Source organism: Sphingomonas sp. BL2, from assembly GCF_056680015.1.
This window is the reverse complement of record NZ_CM155261.1, coordinates 2,332,295-2,351,803: the sequence shown is the minus strand read 5'-3', so window position 1 is coordinate 2,351,803 and position 19,509 is coordinate 2,332,295. Positions and strand designations below refer to the sequence as shown.

The following is a 19,509-nucleotide window of genomic DNA, read 5'->3' as shown; positions in this document are numbered from 1 at the left end:
GCACTATAAGTCGAGCGGACACAGGTGTTCGTCAACGACCTTTTCACAACGCCAGGCAGCGCTGAGCAGATCGTAAAGCGGAGCGCACGCGATCTTCGCGTGAGCCAAGCGCTACCCGGCCTTCGCCCCCTTAGTCTTTAGCGACCGAAAACTCCGGACCTGGCGAGCAACGTGGTTCAGATCGACGGCTCCCGCTTCCGGGAGCCGATTGGCAAATCAGACAGTACGCTCAGCTCGCAACGAAGCAGGTTTCGCCCGCCACGCGCAACCGACCGCAGATATCCGCCGCCTGGTTCGCGCTGCCGGCGTTCACGCGCAAACGATACAAGGTGCGTCCGCCCGTAGCGACCGGCTGGACCGACTTGCCCAGTGCGGCGACATACGCGAACCGCTTCGAGAAATTCGTCCACGCCGCATTGGCGACCGGCTCGCTCGGATACGCGCCGAGCTGGACCAGCGAACCGCCCGCGGCAGCGCCTGCGGTGCCCGAGCGGGACGGCGCCATCGGTGCGGCCGCGACCAGGCGGCCACTCGAAGCCGGGACCTGCGCTACGGCATTGCGGCCGGCAGCGTCGGCGGTCTTGGGCGAGACCGCGCGCTTGCCGTCGACGGGGGCTTCCGGCACGCCGCGCAGGTCGATCGCGCCGTTACCCGATTTGCCCGCGCTGGTCGCGATCGCCGAGTCGCCCTCGCCCTTGACCTTCAGGCCGCCGGCGTCGTCGGGCTTGACCTTGTAGTCGCCTTCCTGCGCCGCGATCAGCTGGCCGTCGCCGGTCGGCGCGCGCTGTTGCAGCTTGTAGATGCCGAAGATGATCGCCGCGAGCACGGCCAAGCCGAGCACGACGAGCGCGATGACGCGGCCTATACCGACGGTTTCCTGCTCGTCTGGCTCGACGGTTTCGAGCCAGGGGAGGCGGTCTTCCTCGCGCAGATCCATGTCGTTGGCCATTTACTTCATCTCCGAAACCGCTTCCACACCCATGATGGCGAGGCCATTATGAATAATCTGCCCTATCGCGGACGCCAGGAAAAGCCTTGCCGCGGTCGCCTGCGGATCCTCGACCACAAGGAAGCGCCGATCCGGACGGTCGTTCCCGACATTCCATAGCGCATGAAACGCGGCCGCCAAGTCGTAGAGATAGAACGCAATTCTGTGCGGTTCACGCGCCGTCGAGGCGATCTCTACAAGCCGTGGAAATTGCGCCGCGCGCTGCACCAGTGCCAGTTCGTCCGTATCAAGCCGGGACAGGTCGGCCGACATCGGCGTAATTCCCGCCTCCGCCGCGCGCCGATGCAGCGATGCGATGCGGGCGTGAGCGTACTGGACGTAAAACACCGGATTGTCCTTCGATGCCTCTACGACCTTCGCAAAGTCGAAATCCATCTGGGCATCGGACCGTCGCGTCAACATCGTGAAGCGCACGACATCCTTGCCGACTTCGCGCACGACATCGGCGAGCGTAACGAAATTGCCCGAGCGCTTCGACATTTTGACCGGCTCGCCGTTGCGCAACAGCCGGACCATCTGGACGAGCTTGACGTCGAACCGCGTCTTGCCGCCGGTCAGTGCCGCCACTGCGGCGACGATCCGCTTGACCGTGCCGCCATGATCCGCGCCCCATATGTCGATCAGCTGATCGGCGCTCTGGCTCTTCTGGAAATGATAGGCGAGATCGGCGCCGAAATAGGTCCACGACCCGTTCGACTTCTTGATCGGCCGATCCTGATCGTCGCCGAACTGCGACGAGCGGAACAGCGGCAGCTCGACCGGCTCCCAATCGTCGGGCGTCTCACCCTTCGGCGCTTCGAGTACGCCGTCATAGACCAAGTCGCGCGACCGCAGTTCAGCCTCGGCTGCCTCAGGCTTTTTCGCGGCTTGGAGTTCGGCTTCGGACGCGAACACCTCGTGTTCAATCCCGAGCAGCGCGAGATCGGCGCGGATCATCACCATCATCGCGGCAACCGCCTGCGTGCGGAAGACGACCAGCCATTCGCTCTCGGGCGCGCCGACATAGCGGTCGCCGAACTCCGTCGCGAGCGACTGGCCGACGGGAACGAGATAATCGCCGGGATACAGGCCCTCGGGGATCTCGACGGTCTCACCGAGCGCCTCGCGGTACCGCAGGTGGACCGAGCGCGCGAGCACGTCGACCTGGCCGCCGGCATCGTTGACGTAATATTCGCGAATGACCTTGTGGCCAGCGAACTCAAGCAGGCTGGCGAGCGCATCGCCGACCACCGCACCGCGGCAATGGCCCATGTGCATCGGGCCGGTCGGGTTGGCCGACACATACTCGATGTTGACGGTGATCCCGTCACCCTGCTTCGAACGGCCGTAGTCGGCACCGGCCTCGGGAATCGCGGCGAGTTCGGCGCGCCACGCGTCATCGGTCAGCTTCATGTTGATGAAGCCGGGGCCCGCCACGCTCGCCGAGGCGACGTCCTCGAGTTTCGACAGTTCGGCGACCAGCGCATCGGCGAGCACGCGCGGATTGGTCTTGGCGGGCTTCGCGAGCACCATCGCGGCGTTGGTCGCGAGATCGCCGTGGCTGGTGTCGCGCGGTGGCTCGACCGTGACGTTCTTGCGATCGAGACCGTCCGGCAGCATCCCCGCCGCGGTCAGCGTGTCGAGCGCCGCATCGATATGCGCGGCGAAACGGGTGTAGAGCGTCATGGCAGTCCCGGTACGTCAAGGAAACGCGCGCTCTAGACCATCGCGGCGCGACGCTCAATTTTAATCCCGTCGGGGGGGGCGGCCGCCAGCACTGCCCGACTATCCGCCAGATCGGAAAGCCATCCCCGTTCCCCCGCGGACGCGGGGGCCCAGCTAAACCAAATGCACCACCCAAGATCCTGGGCCCCCGCGTTCGCGAGGGAACAGCAGTGTATTGAGACGAGAATCTTGGGAAACGGAGGCGAACCTCAAACCCGAACCAACCCCTCGATCGCCGCCGTCTTCGCGCTCGCCGGGAACAGCGCGGCCATCGCCCGCTCCGGCTCGACGGCAAAATGCGACGAGACCGCACCGCCGATAAACGCATCGAGCTGCATCGTCGGCTTCAGATCGCGTGCCTCGTACAGTGCGGCGGGAGCCAGGCTCGGCCAATCCGACAAGACGCGCCCCCCCTTCACGGCGCCGCCAAACAGCATCGCAGACGTGCCCGTGCCATGGTCCGTCCCCCCGGTCCCATTGACCGCGACGGTCCGTCCGAACTCGGTCGCGACCAGCACCATCGTATCCGCCCATAACGGTCCCAGCCCCGCCTGCAGCGATGCGACCATCGCGTCGAGGCCCTTCAACTGCGCGGTCAGTCGGCCGCGCTGGCCGGTGTGCGTATCCCAGCCGCCGGTCTCGATCATCGCGATCCGTGCGCCGGTATCGGGCTTGAGCAACCGCGCGGCGAGCGCGCCGGTCGCAGCCGCATTGCGCCCGCCGTCCTGCGCGAGATCGCTGGTGAGTTGCCGCGTCGCCATCGCCTCGCTCCACAGGCCGTGCAGTTGCTGGTCGCCGTCGTAGAGCATCGCCACGCGTTGCAGCAGGTCGTCGGATGCGTCGGGCAGGCTCGACGGCGCATAGGATGCCACCTCGCGCCGCCCCCGCAACGCCATCGGCACAGTCGCCGCGACCGCGATCGCGCGTGCCTCGTCGGCGGGCAGCACGCCGAGTAGTCGGTTGAGCCAGCCGTCGCGGACCTGATACGCGCTGACGCCGCCCGTCTCGAGCACGTTCTGGCCGTCGAAATGCGACCTGTCGCGATAGGGCGACGCGATCGCGTGCGCGAACAGCGCTTGGCCTTGGGTGTAGAGCCCTGCACTCGCGGTCATCGCCGGGTGCAGGGTGAACATGCCGTCGAGCTTCGAACCCGTCGCAAAATCCGCCGCGAGATCGCCGCGGACGCCTGCAAAGGCCGGATCGCCGACCGCACCGATCGTGCCGAGACCATCGGCCGCGCCGCGCTGGATGATGAACACGAACCGTTTGTCGGTCGCCGCGCGTGCGAAGGCGATGCGGGGGGCGAAGGCGGAGGCCAGAACGCCTAGCGTACCGGTCGAGAGGAAGGAACGGCGGTCGAGCATGACTATCTCCGCAGCGATTCGGGGGCGACGAGCAACAGGGCGAGCGCCTGTGCAGGACTTTCCGCGCGCGACAGGCCTTGCGCGGTCGTGGGGCTGAGCGAGGCGGGGAACAGAGTCGGCGCCAACGCCCGCGCATCGACCGGCCCGGCGCGCGCCGCGAACCGCTCCGCCGCCTCGACACGTCGCATGATCGCATCGGGCCCGGCCCAGGCTGCGGCGACGTCGTCATACCCGATCGGCTGCCCGGGCTGCCAGATCGGCTGGCCGAGCTGGTTCATCATCCCCACCGTCACGCCGGGCTGGACCGTCGTCGTGCCGAGCGCGCGCTGGGTCGAGACATACCATTCCCAGGGCGACTTGAACTTCACCGGCCGGGTCACCCAAGCCTCGGGCGAGGCGACCAGCGCGCGATAGACCGTCGGCAGGTCGCCGCTCGATTTCAGGAACGCCGTCTTCAGCCGCGCGACCATCGCTGTTGGCGGCGTATCGCCGGCAAAATGCCGCGCGAGCTTGGTCGCGATGTGCGTCGCGGTCGCCGGGTGGACGGCAAGGTCGGAGAGCACCGCCTGTGCCTGCGCCTCCCCCGCCGCGGGATAAAGCTTACCCATCACTGTGCGGTCGCCGGGCTGGTGAACGTCGTCGAGGAACAGGAAGCTGCCCGCGCGAGAATCATCCTGGATGCGAGCGCCGGGACCGCGGCCGATGCCTGCGACCGTCCAGCCGGTCATCGCCCGTGCGAACTCGGTGACGTCGGCCTGGCTGTAGCCGCTGCGGACGCCAAGCGTGTGCAACTCCATGATCTCGCGCGCGAGGTTCTCGTTCAGCCCGGTGCGGCGCCTGGTCTTTCGAACGGCGAACGGACTGTCCGGGCCGATCGACACCGCCTGGTCGAGATACAGCAGCATCGCCGGATGCCGCTCGACCGCGTTCAGCATGTCGGCGAACTTGCCGAGCACATGCGGGCGGATCGCCTCGAACTCCATTGGCCCGGCGAGCGCCATCACCTCGAACTTCTCGGTCGAGACCGCAAAATGGTTCGCCCAGAAATGCACGAGACGCTCGACGAACGGCGCATCGCCGGTGAGCGCGGCCATCGTCCGTGCCGCGACCGCCGCGCCGTAATCGTTGCGACTCTGCTTGCCGATGGCTTGTCGCGCTTCCTGTCGTGCGGCCGCGCCTGGATCGATCGCCGCCGGCGCCACAGGGGCTTGAGCCATGCCGGAGGGTGCAACGCCCGGCGACATGGGCGCGGGGGTCATCGCGCCGGACATCGTTGGAGCGGCGACCGCGGGTTTCCCGTCCATGCCGATCGCGGCTTTCGGCGTGTGCGGACCGAATTGCGCCCTGATCGCCTTTTCCTGAACATAATAGGCGACGAGACCTGTCGAAATGCCCGTCGTCGCGGGCGCGCGCGCGATGACCGGTGGCCGCGGCTCGAACCGGTCGCACTGCGCCATCACCCACTTCGCCGGATCGCCGACGATAGCATCGCCCGGCCTTGCGCCGAGGCCGAACCGATTGAGCGCGATACTGGAAGCAGACACGACACTTCTCCTTCGCGTGCGAGTGTACGCGGCAAATGTCGTGCAAGTATGTCACCCGCCGCGCTGGTCGCATGCAGAGGGCCGTTCATCGTTGCAGTCGATGCAATCGCGACGGATAGGTTTGCAATTGCAACTCATGCTGCACCGCAATATTTCCCTGGCTCGAGAGTTGGGTGAAGACCTGATCCGGCTCGACGCACTTCGGGAGATACGATCATGCGCACGACCATCAAGATCATCGCAGCAGCAGCGGCCGCCCTCACCTCGACGATCGGCATGGCCGCCGAAGCAAAGCAGAGCTTCGTCCACGAGGGCAGCACGTACGTCTACACCTCGACGCAGGACGGTGGCCGCCAGGTCATCGACGGCCATCGCTATCCGTCGGGCCAGAAGTTCCACCTGATCGTCCGCGGCGACCGCGTGTCGGGTGTGTCGGGCGGCGTCCCGGTCGCGTTCAAGACCGACGAGGCCAATGGCGCGGCTGGCGGGATCGCTGCGGTTACGCGTTGAGCTAGTTAGCTTTTGGAAATTGCAGCGGCGGTCGGACCTCGGTCCGGCCGCCGTTTTCCGTTGTGAGGTAATCCTCCCCCGCAAGGGGGAGGTGGCGCCGAAGGTGACGGAGGGGGAGGAAGCACAACGGCGGTTTCGCGTCCTCCCCCTCCGTCTGGCAAGTGCCAGCCACCTCCCCCTGGCGGGGGAGGATCAGTCGCTCAGAACCCTTCGGGCAAGTCGATCGGGCCGACCAGTTCGCGGTAGCGCGATACGGCGTACCGATCCGTCATCCCCGCGATAAAGTCGGCGATGTGACGGCTGCGGTCGGGATCCTCGGTCGGCAGCCGCTCGCGCCATTCCTCGGGGATCGTCAGCGGGTCGTCATGGTAGACCGCGAACAGACCGGAGACGATCCCATGCGCCGCATCCGCCGCCGCGAGCTGGCGCGGGTGATGATAGAGGTTGGCGTACATGAAGCGCTTCAGGTCGCGCTCGGCCTCGCGCATTTCGGGCGAGAAGCCGACCAGGCACTGCCCCGCATCGCGGACGTCGTCGACGCTCGTCACGCCGCTCGCCGCGATCCGCTGGCGGGTCTCGGCGATCAGGTCGTTGACCATCGTGCCGATCTGCGTGCGGACGAGTTCGCCGACCAGGCGCTTCGGGTCGATATCGGGAAAGCGCCGCCGCACGTCGTCCCAGCCGCGCGCAACCAGCGGCACCGCGAGCATCTGGTCGAGCGTCAGCAGCCCTGCGCGCAGGCCATCGTCGATATCGTGATTGTCGTAGGCGATATCGTCGGCGATCGCCGCGACCTGTGCCTCCAGCGACGAGAAGCTCGTCAGCGCGAGGGCGAACTCGGCATCGGCCGCGGCCAGAGCCCATCCCGGATGCCGGACCGGTCCATTATGCTTGGCGAGGCCTTCGAGCGTTTCCCATGTCAGGTTCAGCCCGTTCCACATCGGATAGGGCCGCTCAATCGTGACGAGCGTGCGCAATGTATGGCCGTTGTGATCAAAGCCACCCTGCCCGGTCAGCGCCGCCTTCAACGCATCCTCGCCGGCATGACCGAACGGCGGATGACCGATGTCGTGCGCGAGACACAGCGCCTCGGTCAGGTCCTCGTTCAGCGCCAGCGTCCGCGCGATCGTCCGGCCGATCTGCGCGACCTCAAGGCTGTGCGTCAGGCGGACGCGGAAATGATCGCCGTCTGGCGCCATGAACACCTGCGTCTTGTGACGAAGCCGACGAAAGCTGATCGAGTGGATGATCCGGTCGCGGTCGCGCTGAAAGGCATCGCGGGGGCCACGAACGGACCCGTTCTGTTCCTCGTGAAGCCGTCCTTTGCTGCGCGCCGGGTCCGATGCCCAGGGCGCGCGGTAACTCACTTGGCCGGCAACTTGGTGATGATTTCGCCCGGATCGCTGGTGAAGGTGAACGTCGAGACGCCTTCCTTGGCAAGCTGATTGACGAACGTGCGTGCCTCGGCATCGGTTTTGAACGGGCCGGCGAGCACGCGGTTGGTCGCCTTCCACGGCGCGGTCCAGCCGCCGCGAGCGCCGAACACGGTCGGCGCCTTGGCCTTCGCCTTCTTCCATGCCTTGGGCAGGTCGCCCTCGGTCGCGCCGGTCGACACCTGCACCCAGGTCCGCGCGGGATTGGCACGGGCGATCCGCTTTTCCTCGGCCGCAGCCTTGTCGGCGGCGAGCTTCTCGGCGGCGGCGGCCTTCTTCTCGGCGAGCGCCTTCTTGTCGGCGATGGCCTTTTTCGCCGCGGCCTTCTTGTCGAGCGCCGCCTTCTTGTCGGCGGCGAGCTTGTCCGCAGCCAGCGTCTTCGCCGCGATCGCCTTGGCCGCTGCGTCGCGCTCGGTCTTGGCCTTTGCCTCGGCGAGCACGCGCTCGGAATCATCCGGGACGGGGATGGCGGCGGGGGTCACGACCGGCGCGGGATGCATCGGCGCGACGTCGAGCTCGGACGCGGGGATCGACAGGCCTGCGACGATCCGCGCGAGGATCGAGTCCTCGCTCGCGGCAACCGCGTGGGTGCGTGGCGACGATGTGGCGGCTACCGGCGCGGGCGTGGACGAACTGGTGAAGCCGGGCGTCGGCGTCTCGGCGCTGGCACTTTGCGTTGGGGCGACCTGCTGAACGGGCGCCTGCTGTATCGGAGTCGGGAACGGCGAAACCGACGGCGCCGCTGCTGCCGACGCTGCGAGCGCATTCGCCGCGCGGGTCGGATCGGTTCGCGCTTGTCCCACCGGGATGCCCGCCATCTGCGTCGCGACGTTCTGGGGAAGCGTTCCCGTCGTCGATGGCGCCGGGACGGTACGAGCGACAGACGATGGGCTAGGCTGGATAGTGGCCGAGACTACCGAGTTCGTCTCCGCAGCCGGATTGGTACGAGTGCCCTGAACCGCAACGTTCGGTGCCGAATAGCTTGGTTGCGAAGGCTGAACAGTACGCGCCGGAAGCGGCTGGACCGTCTGCATCGGCGCAGCTGCAAGCTGGACGGGGGCGGCGTACGGGGCCCGAGCTGGAACCGTCGTCAGCGTACGTGGCGCGGTGGTCGTCGGCGGGACCGGTGCCGACGTCGTCACGGGTACTGGTGTTGACGACGGTCGCGTCACCGCGGCCATCTGGACACGGTCGCGGCTCGAGCGGCGATCGCGCTTGTCCTTCTTGCCGGTTGTCGCAGCGACTGCGGGTTGCGGCGTTACGGCTGCCAGCATTACCGGTGCGGTCGGATCTGCGGCGAGAATGCCCAAGGGTGGCGCCATCCGAGCATCCGCGAGGCGGGCGGGCGTCGCGTGGACCTCGCCGAAATGTACTGCGAAAGCGCGGTCGCTTGCGGGCAGGTTCGGCAGGCGTTGGAAGAAGGGTTGCAGGCCTTGCGCGGTGCCCGATGGCATCATCGTGGTCGCGATCTTCTCGGCGCCGGCGACGTCCCCGTTCATCGCGAGGATGAAGGCGCGGGAGCGCCATGCGCCGCGATCGCTCTTGAGCAGGAGCGGATTGAGCTGCTGGATCGCGAGATCGGGCTTGCCCGAGATGCCGAGCGACAACGCATAGCGCCGCGTCGTCTCGTCGTCGGGCGCATCGCGGAGTGCCACACGGTAATCGCGCTGCGCCCGGTCCTGCTGGCCGATCAGGTCGTAGGCGAGCCCGCGATCGGCGGCGAAGTTACGCGGATCGAGGCCGAGACCCTCCGCCTGCGCATAATAGCGGAGCGCCTCGCCCGGACGCTCGGACCGGACGAGGATCGATGCCATCCCCGCCTTCGCCCGACCATCGCGCGGGTTCACCTTTTCGGCGCGCGCGAACAGCGCGGCGGCACCGCTGAGATCTCCGAGGCCCATCGACAGGTCGCCGGCCTTGATCAGCGCGTCGATGTTGCGGGGGTTGCTGGCGAGCTGACGCATCACATCGCCGAGCTTGTCGGCATCGGTCGTGCCGGGGATCGCCTGGACGACGGCTTGCGCGGACGCGGCGGCTGGCACGGCCGCGAGCACGAGGGCCAGCGCGGCGGTCAGGAGATGATGGGAGGACCGGGTCATGAGGATCATCTGTCTAGACGCCAGCCCGACCGAACCGGCAATGTCTCGCACGCATCGGCGCGGCGAACTGGGCTGGGGCGGCGACGAATGCAAGGTTTGGGATGCAATGAGCACGGTAGCCTTGCTCGGCGTGCCCTCACCCTTCGCCGCCTTTGGCGTCTCTCCCTCTCCCGATGGGAGAGGGGAGATCAAGACTGGATCGCGCAAGATATTGATAAGTCGGGATGTTCCCGGATTACTGGTTGTTCTGACGATGCAGGAAGCGCGGGATGTCGAGCGGGTCCTGGGGAGCCGCTTCGCCGTCTTCCTTCGCAGCACCGCGCGCCGCGTTCGACATGCGCTCAAACAGCGTACCGCCGAGCTTCACGCGCGGTGCGGCCGGAACCGCCTCGGGGGCAGCCTCGGCGCCTGGAGCGAGCCAGCGGCGACGTGCGCCACCTTCGTCCGCAGCCGGAGTCGGCACCGGAATAGCCGGCGCGATCGGCGCGCGAGCGGGCGGCACCGACGATGCCGAAGCCGGACGCGCGATCGGGCCACGGCCGTAAGGCTCGTCGCCATAGGTGCGCGGTGCGGGCGCCGGCTGCGGTGCAGGAGCAACCGGCGCAGGCGCGGCCTGCGGCACCATCGTCTCGGCACCGAGCACCAGCTCGTCATCCGACTTCGACGCCGACGGCTCGACTTCCGACGACGCGTTCAGGTCGAGCGGCTCTTCGTCGGCGGACGACGCAGCAGGCGCGGCCGACGAAGCGGCGGGCTCGCTCGGACGGAACGAGGTGTTCTCGTCGGTCTTGCGCGATCCGAAGCTGAACGAGCGGGTCGGCTCGGGAGCAACTTCCGGCGGACGCGCATCGGCATCGATCCCGGTCGCGACGACCGAGACGCGGATCTTGCCCTCGAGCTCCTGGTTGAATGCCGAACCCCAGATGATGTTCGCATCGGGATCGACCAGGTCGCGGATGTGATTCGCGGCTTCGTCGACTTCGAGCAGGCGCATGTCGTCGCCGCCGGTGATCGAGATGATGACACCCTTCGCACCGCGCATGCTGACGCCTTCGAGCAGCGGGTTCGAGATCGCCTTCTGCGCGGCTTCGAGCGCGCGGTTGTCGCCACTTGCCTCGCCGGTGCCCATCATGGCCTTGCCCATCTCCTGCATCACCGAGCGGACGTCGGCGAAATCGAGGTTGATGAGGCCCGGCATCACCATCAGGTCGGTGATGCTGCGAACGCCCTGCTGGAGTACCTCGTCCGCCATCGTGAACGCTTCCTTGAAGGTCGTGTTCGCGTTGGCGATGAGGAACAGATTCTGGTTCGGGATGACGATCAGCGTGTCGACATACTTCTGCAGCTCGTCGATGCCGCCCTCGGCCGACTTGGCGCGACGGTTGCCCTCGAACGCGAACGGCTTGGTCACGACGCCGACGGTCAGGATGCCCATGTCGCGCGCCGCCTTGGCGATGACCGGTGCAGCGCCCGTACCCGTACCGCCGCCCATGCCGGCGGTGATGAAGCACATGTGCGCGCCTTCGAGCATCTTGGCGAGCTGGTCGATCGTCTCTTCGGCGGCCGCGCGACCGATCTCGGGACGGCTACCGGCGCCGAGACCCTGCGTGATCTTGGTGCCGAGCTGGATCCGCTGCGGCGCGGTCGACTGCTTCAACGCCTGCGCGTCGGTGTTCGCCACGAGGAAGTCGACGCCCTGGACGTCGGCCCGCATCATGTTGGCGATCGCGTTGCCGCCCGCGCCGCCGACGCCGATCACCGCGATGCGGGGGGCCAGATCGTCCACTTCGGGACTAAGGAATTCGATGCTCATCGCCGTTCTCCGCACAACCCGGTAGATACGCTACGGCCGGGCCCCTGATTAATCTGTGTGCACCAACGTCACGGCCTGTTCCAGCCGAAATAACGCCAGCGCCCTCGAAACTCTTAATAATTCGCGCGCGCCGCCTGAATCAACTTGCGCATCATACCCATACCCTTTGGCCGATGCACCGTCGTCCGCTGCGGCGCGAGCCCGCGAAGGTCGATCGGGTTGGTCGCCGCATAGAAGGCCAACCCCGCTAGCGTCGCGAACGCCGGTCCGCCATGCGCTTCCGGCAGCGCGGTCAGACCACGCGGTCGACCGATCCGCACCGACCGCCCGAGCGCCTGTTGCGCATAGTCGGCGATGCCCTTCAGCTCGGCACCACCGCCGGTGAGCACAACCTGACGCCCGACCGGCCCCTCGAACTTCAGCTTGGTGAGCGCGTTGCGCACTTCCCCCATCTGATGCTCGAGCCGCTGGCGGATCACGCCGATCAGCTGCGCCTTGGTGATCTGAGCCCCCTCGCCCGCGCCGTCCTCGGCGGAGATCGGCATGACCGGGATCATGTCGTGATTATCGCGGGGGCTGGCGTTGGCCGAGCCGTGGAAGCACTTCATCCGCTCGGCATTCTGCCGCCGCGTCCCGAACGCGCTGGCGATGTCGTCGGTAATGTCCTGCGCGCCGATCGGGATCGAGGTCAGCCCGACGAGCATGCCCCCGGCGAACAGCGACACGTTGGTGATCCCCGCGCCCATCTCGACCAGCGCGACGCCAAGCTCGCGCTCCTCGTCGCTGAGGCAGGCGAGCCCGGTAGCGACCGGCGAGGCGATGATCGACTTCACTTCGAGATGCGCGGACCGCACGCAGAGATCGAGGTTGCGCACCGGTGATCCGTCCGCGGCAACGACATGGATGTGCACGCCAAGCCGATCGGCATGCAGACCGAGCGGCGTCTTCACCCCCGTCAGCCCGTCGAGCGTATAGAGCGCGGGTTGCGCGTGCAGCACCATGCGGCCCTGCGGATCGATCGAGTTGCGCCCCGCGGCGAGCAACGCATCGATATCCTGTTGCTCGACCCGGTGGCCGCCAAGCTCGAACTCGACCTCGGCGACGTCGGACACTAGCCCGCCGGCCGAGAACCCGACCCAGACATTCTCGATGTTGATCCCCGCGATCCGCTCGGCCTGCTCGACCGCCTCGCGCACTGCCGCTTCGGTCGTCGCCATGTCGGCGATATAGCCGCGCTTGACGCCGCGGCTCTCGCGCTGGCCGGTGCCGAGCACGATCAGCTCGCCGCCGTCCCCCTTCTGCGCGATCATCGCCGAAACCTTCGACGACCCGATATCGAGCGCCGTGATCAGCCCTTCCGGTGCCACCTTCGCCATGTCATCCCTCCCCGCCCATTACGTTCGCGCCCGCCGTTTGCGACGGAGTATTCGTAGTTTCGCCTGCCGCCGGCGCGCTGGCCCCTGCGCTGGCAGGTGCCGGCACGTCGACGCTGTGCGCCAGGCTCGCGCCCGGTTTGCGCGCGACCAGCTTGGTCGGATCGCGCATGTCGAACCGAATCCAGCCGCGCCCCAGCAGCGGCCTCGCGCCATCCAGTTCGGCGAACTTCACCAGCGCACGAGGCGCACCGTCCTCGGGCAGCGCCAACGTTTCGCCGCTTTCGAACGTCAGGTCCCAGCGCCGATTGCCGACCCAGGTCGCCGCCTTCACGCGCGGCTTCAGCGCCGGCGCGGCGGCGAGCAACGTCTGGTACGACGCCTCCTGCCGATCCGCGCCCGGCCCGATCACCAGTGGCAAATTCGGGATCGCATCCGGCTGGACCGGCTCCAGCAGTACGCCCGACGAGTCGATCAGCGTCAACTGGCCATTGTCCTGCCACACCGCAGCGGGCGTGCGCTCGACGATATCGACGAGCATCGTGTTGGGCAGCCGCCGCGAGACATGCGCGTCCGCAATCCAGCCATAGCGCAGCAATTTCTGCCGCACCGCCTCAAGGTCGACCGACAGCATCGACGTCTGGTTCTGCTTGTCCTCCAGCGCGACCGCATAGACCGACATCCGGTCCATCCGCTTGAGGCCGGTCACCTCGATCTGCTCGACCTTGAAGCCCGCGCGCCCGGCACCCTCGGCGACCGCCGCGCCGATCATCCCCGGGATGCCGACCCACGTCGCCGCCGCGATCGCCACAGCCCCGCCCGCGCCGAGAATCGACCACGTCGCGATTTTCCGCAGCGTGTCCTCGCTGACCGGGAGCATCCCGACCAGCCGGTCCATGACCGACACCTTCTTGACCGCGACCTTCCGGCGCGGGGCGGGCCGCTTGGGTGGCGGACCGCGCTTGATCGTGCGGCTCATGGGACCCCGTTTTTAGTAGGGGGGTGATCCTGAAGCGCTTCGTCGACAATCGCCTGGACCAGCTCGGCATAGCTCATGCCGATATGCCGCGCCTGTTCGGGGACGAGGCTTAAGGGAGTCATCCCCGGCTGCGTGTTCACCTCGAGAAGGAACAGCCCGTCGACACCGCGCTCGTCATCCCAGCGGAAGTCCGACCGCGACGCGCCCTTGCAGCCGAGCAACCGATGCGCTTCGAGCGCGAGGCTCTTGCAGGCGTCGGTAATTTCGTCGGGGATCTCCGCCGGGCAGACGTGCACCGTCATCCCGTCGGTGTATTTCGCGTCGTAGTCGTACCAGCCGCTCTTGGGCTTCAACTCGGTCACGCCGAGCGCCTTGCCGCCGAGCACCGCGGTCGTCAGCTCGCGCCCACGGATATACGGCTCGGCAAGGAGTTCCTCGAACTCGCCCCACGGGCCCACGCTGTCGCGCGCGATCGGATTTCCGTAGTTGCCGCTGTCGGTAACGATCGCCACGCCGACCGAGGAGCCTTCGTTGACCGGCTTCAGCACATAGGGCCGCGCCATCGGATCGCTCTCGAACAGATCCGCGGACTTGACGATCCGCCCACCCGGCATCGGCACGCCTGCGGGGACGAGCAGCAGCTTGGTCAGCACCTTGTCGATCGCGATCACCGACGTCGCGAGCCCGGAATGCGTGTAGCGCAAGCCCATTAGGTCGAGCAGCCCCTGTACCGAACCGTCCTCGCCGGGGGTGCCGTGGAGTGCGTTGAACACGAGGTCGGGCTGCGCCTCGGCGAGTTTAGCGGCAACATCCCGCCCCATATCGATCCGCGTAACCCGGTGCCCAAGCGACTCAAGTGCGTCCGCACAGCCATTGCCGGACATCAGCGAAACCTCACGCTCCGCCGACCAGCCGCCCATGAGCACCGCAATGTGAAGTGGCGCGCTCACTTCGCGACCCCGACCCGCTGGATTTCCCATTCCAACGTCACCCCCGAATGCGCCTTCACCTTGTCGCGTACCTCTTCACCCAGTGCCTCGATCTCCGCGCTCGACGCGGACCCGAGGTTCAGCAGGAAATTACAATGCTTCTCGCTGACCTGCGCATCACCGCGAGTCAGCCCCCGACACCCTGCCGCGTCGATCAACGCCCACGCCTTGTGCCCCTCGGGGTTCTTGAACGTCGAGCCACCCGTGCGCGAGCGAAGAGGCTGCGAAGCCTCGCGCTCAGCCGCGATCCGGTCCATCTCCGCACCGATCACGGCTGGTTCGCCGGGCGTGCCGGAGAATACGGCTTCGACCACGACGGCTCCCGCCGGAAGGTCCGAATGACGATAGGTGAAGCCGAGTTTCTCGGCAGGCCAGGTCTCGACAGAACCGTCGCGCGTGACGACGGTAGCCTCGACCAGAATGTCGCTGACATCCCGTCCATAAGCGCCAGCGTTCATCCGAACCGCACCCCCAACCGTCCCCGGAATCCCGCGCAAAAACTCAAGCCCGGCAATCCCAGCATCCCGCGCGGCACTGGCAACGGTAATCCCCATCGCTCCCGCGCCTGCACGAACGCGACCGTCCTGCACCGAAACCTTGGCCATCGCCTTAGGCAATCGCACAACGACCCCCGGCACGCCGCCATCGCGCACGATCAGGTTCGAGCCGACCCCGACCGGCAGCACCGGCGTCGAAGGATCAAGATCCCGCAAAAATGCAGCCAGATCGTTCGCCGTATCGGGCCGCACCAGTGTCTCCGCCGGCCCACCGGTCCGAAACCATATGAAAGCCGCCAGCGAAGCCCCTGCCTCGACCTTGATTCCCCTTCCGCTTGCGGGAGGGGTTAGGGGAGGGACTGACATAGCCGCGCCCGTGCCGTCGGATGAGGCCGAAACCCCTTCCCCGACCCCTCCCGCGAGCGGAAGGGGAGCAGAAGCGCGAGCGTTCACGCCAGCACCTTCCCGCGTTCGGCAGCAATCGCATCCGCCAACCCAGCCGCCCACTTCGTGATGTCGCCAGCCCCAAGGCAAACGACCATGTCGTCAGCCTCGATCGTCGCCGCCAACTCCACCGCCAGCGCATCAGCGTCCGCAACCACACCGGCGAACCGGTGCCCCCGCCGCTTCAACCCCTCGACGAGAGCCGCCGCATCGACGCCCTCCACGGGAGCCTCGCCCGCGGCATAGACCGGCGTCACCAACACCCGATCCGCGTCGTTGAACGCCGTCTGGAAATCCTCCATCAGATTGCCCAGACGCGAATAGCGATGCGGCTGCACGACTGCGATCACGCGACCCTTCACGCCCTCGCGCGCCGCCGCCAGCACCGCGCGGATCTCGACCGGATGATGGCCGTAGTCGTCGATGATCGTCACGCCGTCGACTTCACCGACGTTGGTGAAGCGCCGCTTCACGCCGCCGAACTTGGCGAACCCCTGCTGGATCGTTGCATCCGCGATCCCGAGTTCCAGCGCCACCCCGATCGCGGCCAGCGCGTTCTGCACGTTGTGCCGCCCCGGCATCGGCATCTCGATTCCCGCGATCGTCCGCGTCGCGCCATCACGCTCGCGCACCACGCAATCGAAGCGGTTGCCGCCCGGGATCGGCGTGACCTCCACCCCGCGCACATCCGCCTGCGCCGAGAAACCGTACGTTACGACCCTACGATCGCGCACACGCGGCAGGATCCCCTGCACTTCCGGATGATCGAGACACAGCAGCGCCGCACCATAGAACGGTACGTTCTCGACGAACTCGACGAACGCATCCTTCACCGCGTCGAACGATCCGTAATGGTCGAGATGCTCGGGATCGATGTTAGTCACCACCGCGATCGTACCATCGAGCCGCAGGAAACTGCCGTCGCTCTCGTCCGCTTCCACGACCATCCAGTCGCTCGCACCCAGTCGCGCGTTCGAGCCGTACGAGTTGATGATCCCGCCGTTGATGACCGTCGGATCGACCCCGCCCGCATCGAGCAACGCCGCGACCATCGACGTCGTCGTGGTCTTCCCGTGCGTGCCGGCGACCGCGACCGTCGACTTCAACCGCATTAGTTCGGCAAGCATTTCCGCGCGCCGCACCACCGGCACGCGCGCATTGAGCGCCGCCTCGACCTCAGGGTTCGATCGCACGATCGCGGTCGAGACGACCACCACCGCGGCGTCGCCGATGTTCGACGCGGCATGGCCGATCGCCACCGGGATGCCCTTGTCGCGCAACCCCTGCACGACATAGCCCTCGGCCACGTCCGACCCCTGTACGCGATAGCCGAGGTTCTTCATGACCTCGGCGATCCCCGACATGCCGATCCCGCCGATCCCGACGAAGTGGATCGTGCCGATATCCGTTGCGACGCCCTTCATGCGAACTGCGCCTTTGGCTTGGAGGGCGCGCCGACCGGAATCCGCGACAACGGTGCATCCAGGCTCTCGACCAGATCGGCCAGATCGCTCGCCGCATTCGGCCGCCCGCAACTCCGCGCACGCCCCGCCGCATTCTGCAACGCCGCCGGATCGAGCCCGAGTTTCTGCATCTGCTTGGCCAGTTCCACTGCGGTAAAGTCTCCCTGCGCGATCGTCCGCGCGCCGCCCGCCCGCGTGATCTCGCGCGCGTTCACGGTCTGGTGATCGTCTGTCGCACCCGGCAGAGGTACCAGGATCGCCGGACGCCCCGCCGCGGTCAGTTCCGAAATCGTCGACGCCCCAGCGCGTGCGATCACCAGATGCGCCCAGGCCAGCTGCTCGGGCATATCGGGAAGATACGTCGCCAGCTCGGCCGGGATATGATGCTCGGCATACTTCGCGCGCACCGCGTCGATATCCTCGATCCGTGCCTGATGAGTCACCTGCAACCGCCGCCGGAACGTCACCGGCAGCATCGCCAGACCGTCGGGCACCACCTGCGACAGGATGCTCGCCCCCTGGCTGCCACCCGTCACGAGCACGCGAAAAATCCCATCCTCCTCCAGCAGCGGATACGGTCGCGAGCGCAGCGCCAGCACCGCCTCGCGCACCGGATTGCCGACCAAATGCGCCTTGCCCAGCAGCTTGGGCGCGAGACGCTCGGTCGGCTCGGACGAGGTCGCGATCGCATCGACGCGCCCCGCGACGAAGCGGTTCACGCGCCCCAGCACCGCGTTCTGCTCATGCACAGCCGTCGGAATCTTGTCAGCGAACGCCGCCAGCAGCGCCGGCAACGCAGGATAGCCGCCAAAGCCGATTACGGCGGCGGGCTTGAAGGTCCGGTACAGTTCGCGCGCCATCGCTCGCCCGCGCCACATCTCCCGCGTCGCTCTCGCCCAACCAAGCGGCCCGCCGGTAAAGCGCCCAGCCGGCAGGACATGCGTCTGGATATCCTCGAACAACCCCGGAAAGCGCACGCCGCGCGCGTCGCTGACCAACGCGACGCGGTGGCCGCGCTTCGTCAGTTCGGCCGCGAGCGCCGCTGCCGGGACCATGTGTCCGCCCGTGCCACCGGCTGCGAGGACGTAATGCTTACTCATTCACCACTCCAGCGGACGACATAGGGGCTCCGCGTGAGAAACGGATTGCGCCGGGTAAACGCCAGCAGCAACCCCATGCCGACCGACAACGCGATCATCGACGACCCGCCATAGCTGATGAACGGGAGCGTCATACCCTTCGATGGCGCGAGGCCGGTGTTCACCGCCATGCTGACCAACGCCTGCGCGCCGAACTGCGTCGCCAACCCGGCGGACGCCAGAAGCTTGAATTCGTCCTGCTCGTCCAGCAACTTGACGAACACGCGTACCACGATCGCCAGGAAGATCACCGCGATCACCGAGCACGCGATCAACCCGAATTCCTCGCCGATCACCGAGAAGATATAGTCGGTATGCGCCTCTGGCAGCCCGAACTTCGCCGCACCGGCGCCGGGGCCGGTGCCTGTCCAGCCACCCGCAGTCAGCGTATTATGCGCCGCATTCGTCTGGAAATGGTCGCCTGCGCCCTCGCCCTCGACCCCCGGAAACAGGAACGCATCGATCCGCGACCGCGCCACGCCGTAGAAGACATAGGCGGCAATCAGCCCGGCTGGCGCCATCGCGACGAGGCCGAGCATCACCCTGGCCGGCGTCCCCGCGATCATCAGCAGCGCCATCCACACCGAGCAGAAGATGATCGTCTGGCCGAAATCGGGTTGCAGCATCAGCAGCACCGCGACGCCCGCGGTCATCGCGCCGGTGATCAGCACGGTCGGCAGTTCGGCATCCTTCGCACGCAGCGACAACAGCCACGCGACCGTGACGATGAACAGCGGTTTCAGGAACTCGGAAGGCTGGAACTGTGCGAACCCGACGCCGAGCCAGCGCCGTGCACCGTTCGCCTCGACGCCGATGAACGGCGTCACCATCAGCATCAGCACGAACAACGCGCACCCGCCGATCGCCATCCGCCGCGCCATCGACACGGGCATCATCGACACACCGAACAACACGGGGAGCGACACGCCGACCCACATCAACTGCCGCCAGAAATAATAGAGCGGCGCGATCTTGTGGTGCTCGCCCGAATAGCGGACCGCACTCGCCGGCGACGCCGCCGCGACCGCGATCAGCCCGATCGCGATCAGGAACAGCGTCAGCAGCAGCAGCATCCGGTCGATATCCCAGAACCACGTGCCGAGCGGCGACTGATCGCCTCGCCCGCCGCGCCGTTTCATCTTGGCGACG

At 67.1% G+C, this 19,509-nt stretch carries 15 protein-coding genes; 1 reads left to right on the top strand and 14 read right to left on the bottom strand.

Going from position 1 to position 19,509, the window contains the following annotated elements; genetic code table 11:
- Positions 1–229: 229 nt before the first annotated feature.
- From AC1ME3_RS10965 to AC1ME3_RS10950, 4 genes are all read right to left on the bottom strand, one after another.
- Positions 230–949, bottom strand: a complete 720-nt coding sequence (locus AC1ME3_RS10965; RefSeq protein ID WP_480953163.1) for an SPOR domain-containing protein — start codon at positions 947–949, stop codon at positions 230–232.
- The gene (gene argS / locus AC1ME3_RS10960) at positions 950–2,674 is read right to left on the bottom strand and encodes an arginine--tRNA ligase (RefSeq protein ID WP_480953162.1); all 1,725 of its coding nucleotides are present in this window, start codon (positions 2,672–2,674) and stop codon (positions 950–952) included.
- A 248-nt stretch (positions 2,675–2,922) separates the two neighbouring features.
- Positions 2,923–4,077, bottom strand: a complete 1,155-nt coding sequence (locus AC1ME3_RS10955) for a DUF1501 domain-containing protein (protein WP_480953161.1) — start codon at positions 4,075–4,077, stop codon at positions 2,923–2,925.
- Positions 4,078–4,079: 2 nt separating this feature from the next.
- Positions 4,080–5,621 (bottom strand): DUF1800 domain-containing protein, encoded by a 1,542-nt coding sequence (locus tag AC1ME3_RS10950; RefSeq protein ID WP_480953160.1) that lies wholly within the window; start codon positions 5,619–5,621, stop codon positions 4,080–4,082.
- A gap of 216 nt (positions 5,622–5,837) precedes the next feature.
- On the opposite strand from AC1ME3_RS10950, the gene AC1ME3_RS10945 reads away from it, so the two are divergent.
- Entirely contained in the window at positions 5,838–6,131 is a 294-nt protein-coding gene (locus AC1ME3_RS10945) for a hypothetical protein (RefSeq protein ID WP_480953159.1), read from the top strand.
- A gap of 200 nt (positions 6,132–6,331) precedes the next feature.
- Here AC1ME3_RS10945 and AC1ME3_RS10940 read toward each other — a convergent pair whose 3' ends face one another.
- From AC1ME3_RS10940 to AC1ME3_RS10895, 10 genes are all read right to left on the bottom strand, one after another.
- The gene (locus tag AC1ME3_RS10940; protein WP_480953158.1) at positions 6,332–7,498 is read right to left on the bottom strand and encodes a deoxyguanosinetriphosphate triphosphohydrolase; all 1,167 of its coding nucleotides are present in this window, start codon (positions 7,496–7,498) and stop codon (positions 6,332–6,334) included.
- Positions 7,495–9,672, bottom strand: coding sequence for a tetratricopeptide repeat protein (locus tag AC1ME3_RS10935; RefSeq protein ID WP_480953157.1), 2,178 nt, complete (start codon positions 9,670–9,672; stop codon positions 7,495–7,497). The genes AC1ME3_RS10940 and AC1ME3_RS10935 overlap by 4 nt, the downstream gene beginning before the upstream one ends.
- A gap of 226 nt (positions 9,673–9,898) precedes the next feature.
- Positions 9,899–11,476, bottom strand: a complete 1,578-nt coding sequence (ftsZ, locus tag AC1ME3_RS10930) for a cell division protein FtsZ (RefSeq protein ID WP_480953156.1) — start codon at positions 11,474–11,476, stop codon at positions 9,899–9,901.
- Positions 11,477–11,589: 113 nt separating this feature from the next.
- On the bottom strand, positions 11,590–12,852 hold the full coding sequence (gene ftsA, locus AC1ME3_RS10925; protein ID WP_056051322.1) for a cell division protein FtsA: 1,263 nt from the start codon (positions 12,850–12,852) through the stop codon (positions 11,590–11,592).
- Between the two features lies 1 nt (position 12,853).
- Positions 12,854–13,828, bottom strand: a complete 975-nt coding sequence (locus AC1ME3_RS10920; RefSeq protein ID WP_480953155.1) for a cell division protein FtsQ/DivIB — start codon at positions 13,826–13,828, stop codon at positions 12,854–12,856.
- The gene (locus AC1ME3_RS10915; protein ID WP_480953154.1) at positions 13,825–14,808 is read right to left on the bottom strand and encodes a D-alanine--D-alanine ligase; all 984 of its coding nucleotides are present in this window, start codon (positions 14,806–14,808) and stop codon (positions 13,825–13,827) included. The genes AC1ME3_RS10920 and AC1ME3_RS10915 overlap by 4 nt, the downstream gene beginning before the upstream one ends.
- Complete coding sequence (murB, locus tag AC1ME3_RS10910; protein ID WP_480953153.1) at positions 14,775–15,680, bottom strand: UDP-N-acetylmuramate dehydrogenase; 906 nt, start codon at positions 15,678–15,680, stop codon at positions 14,775–14,777. The genes AC1ME3_RS10915 and murB overlap by 34 nt, the downstream gene beginning before the upstream one ends.
- Positions 15,681–15,763: 83 nt before the next feature.
- The gene (gene murC, locus AC1ME3_RS10905) at positions 15,764–17,182 is read right to left on the bottom strand and encodes a UDP-N-acetylmuramate--L-alanine ligase (RefSeq protein WP_480953152.1); all 1,419 of its coding nucleotides are present in this window, start codon (positions 17,180–17,182) and stop codon (positions 15,764–15,766) included.
- On the bottom strand, positions 17,179–18,321 hold the full coding sequence (gene murG / locus AC1ME3_RS10900) for an undecaprenyldiphospho-muramoylpentapeptide beta-N-acetylglucosaminyltransferase (RefSeq protein WP_056486645.1): 1,143 nt from the start codon (positions 18,319–18,321) through the stop codon (positions 17,179–17,181). The genes murC and murG overlap by 4 nt, the downstream gene beginning before the upstream one ends.
- A complete protein-coding gene (locus tag AC1ME3_RS10895) occupies positions 18,318–19,499 on the bottom strand; it encodes an FtsW/RodA/SpoVE family cell cycle protein (RefSeq protein WP_480955812.1) in 1,182 nt (393 codons plus the stop codon). Before AC1ME3_RS10895 ends, murG begins: the two co-directional genes overlap by 4 nt.
- Positions 19,500–19,509: the final 10 nt, after the last annotated feature.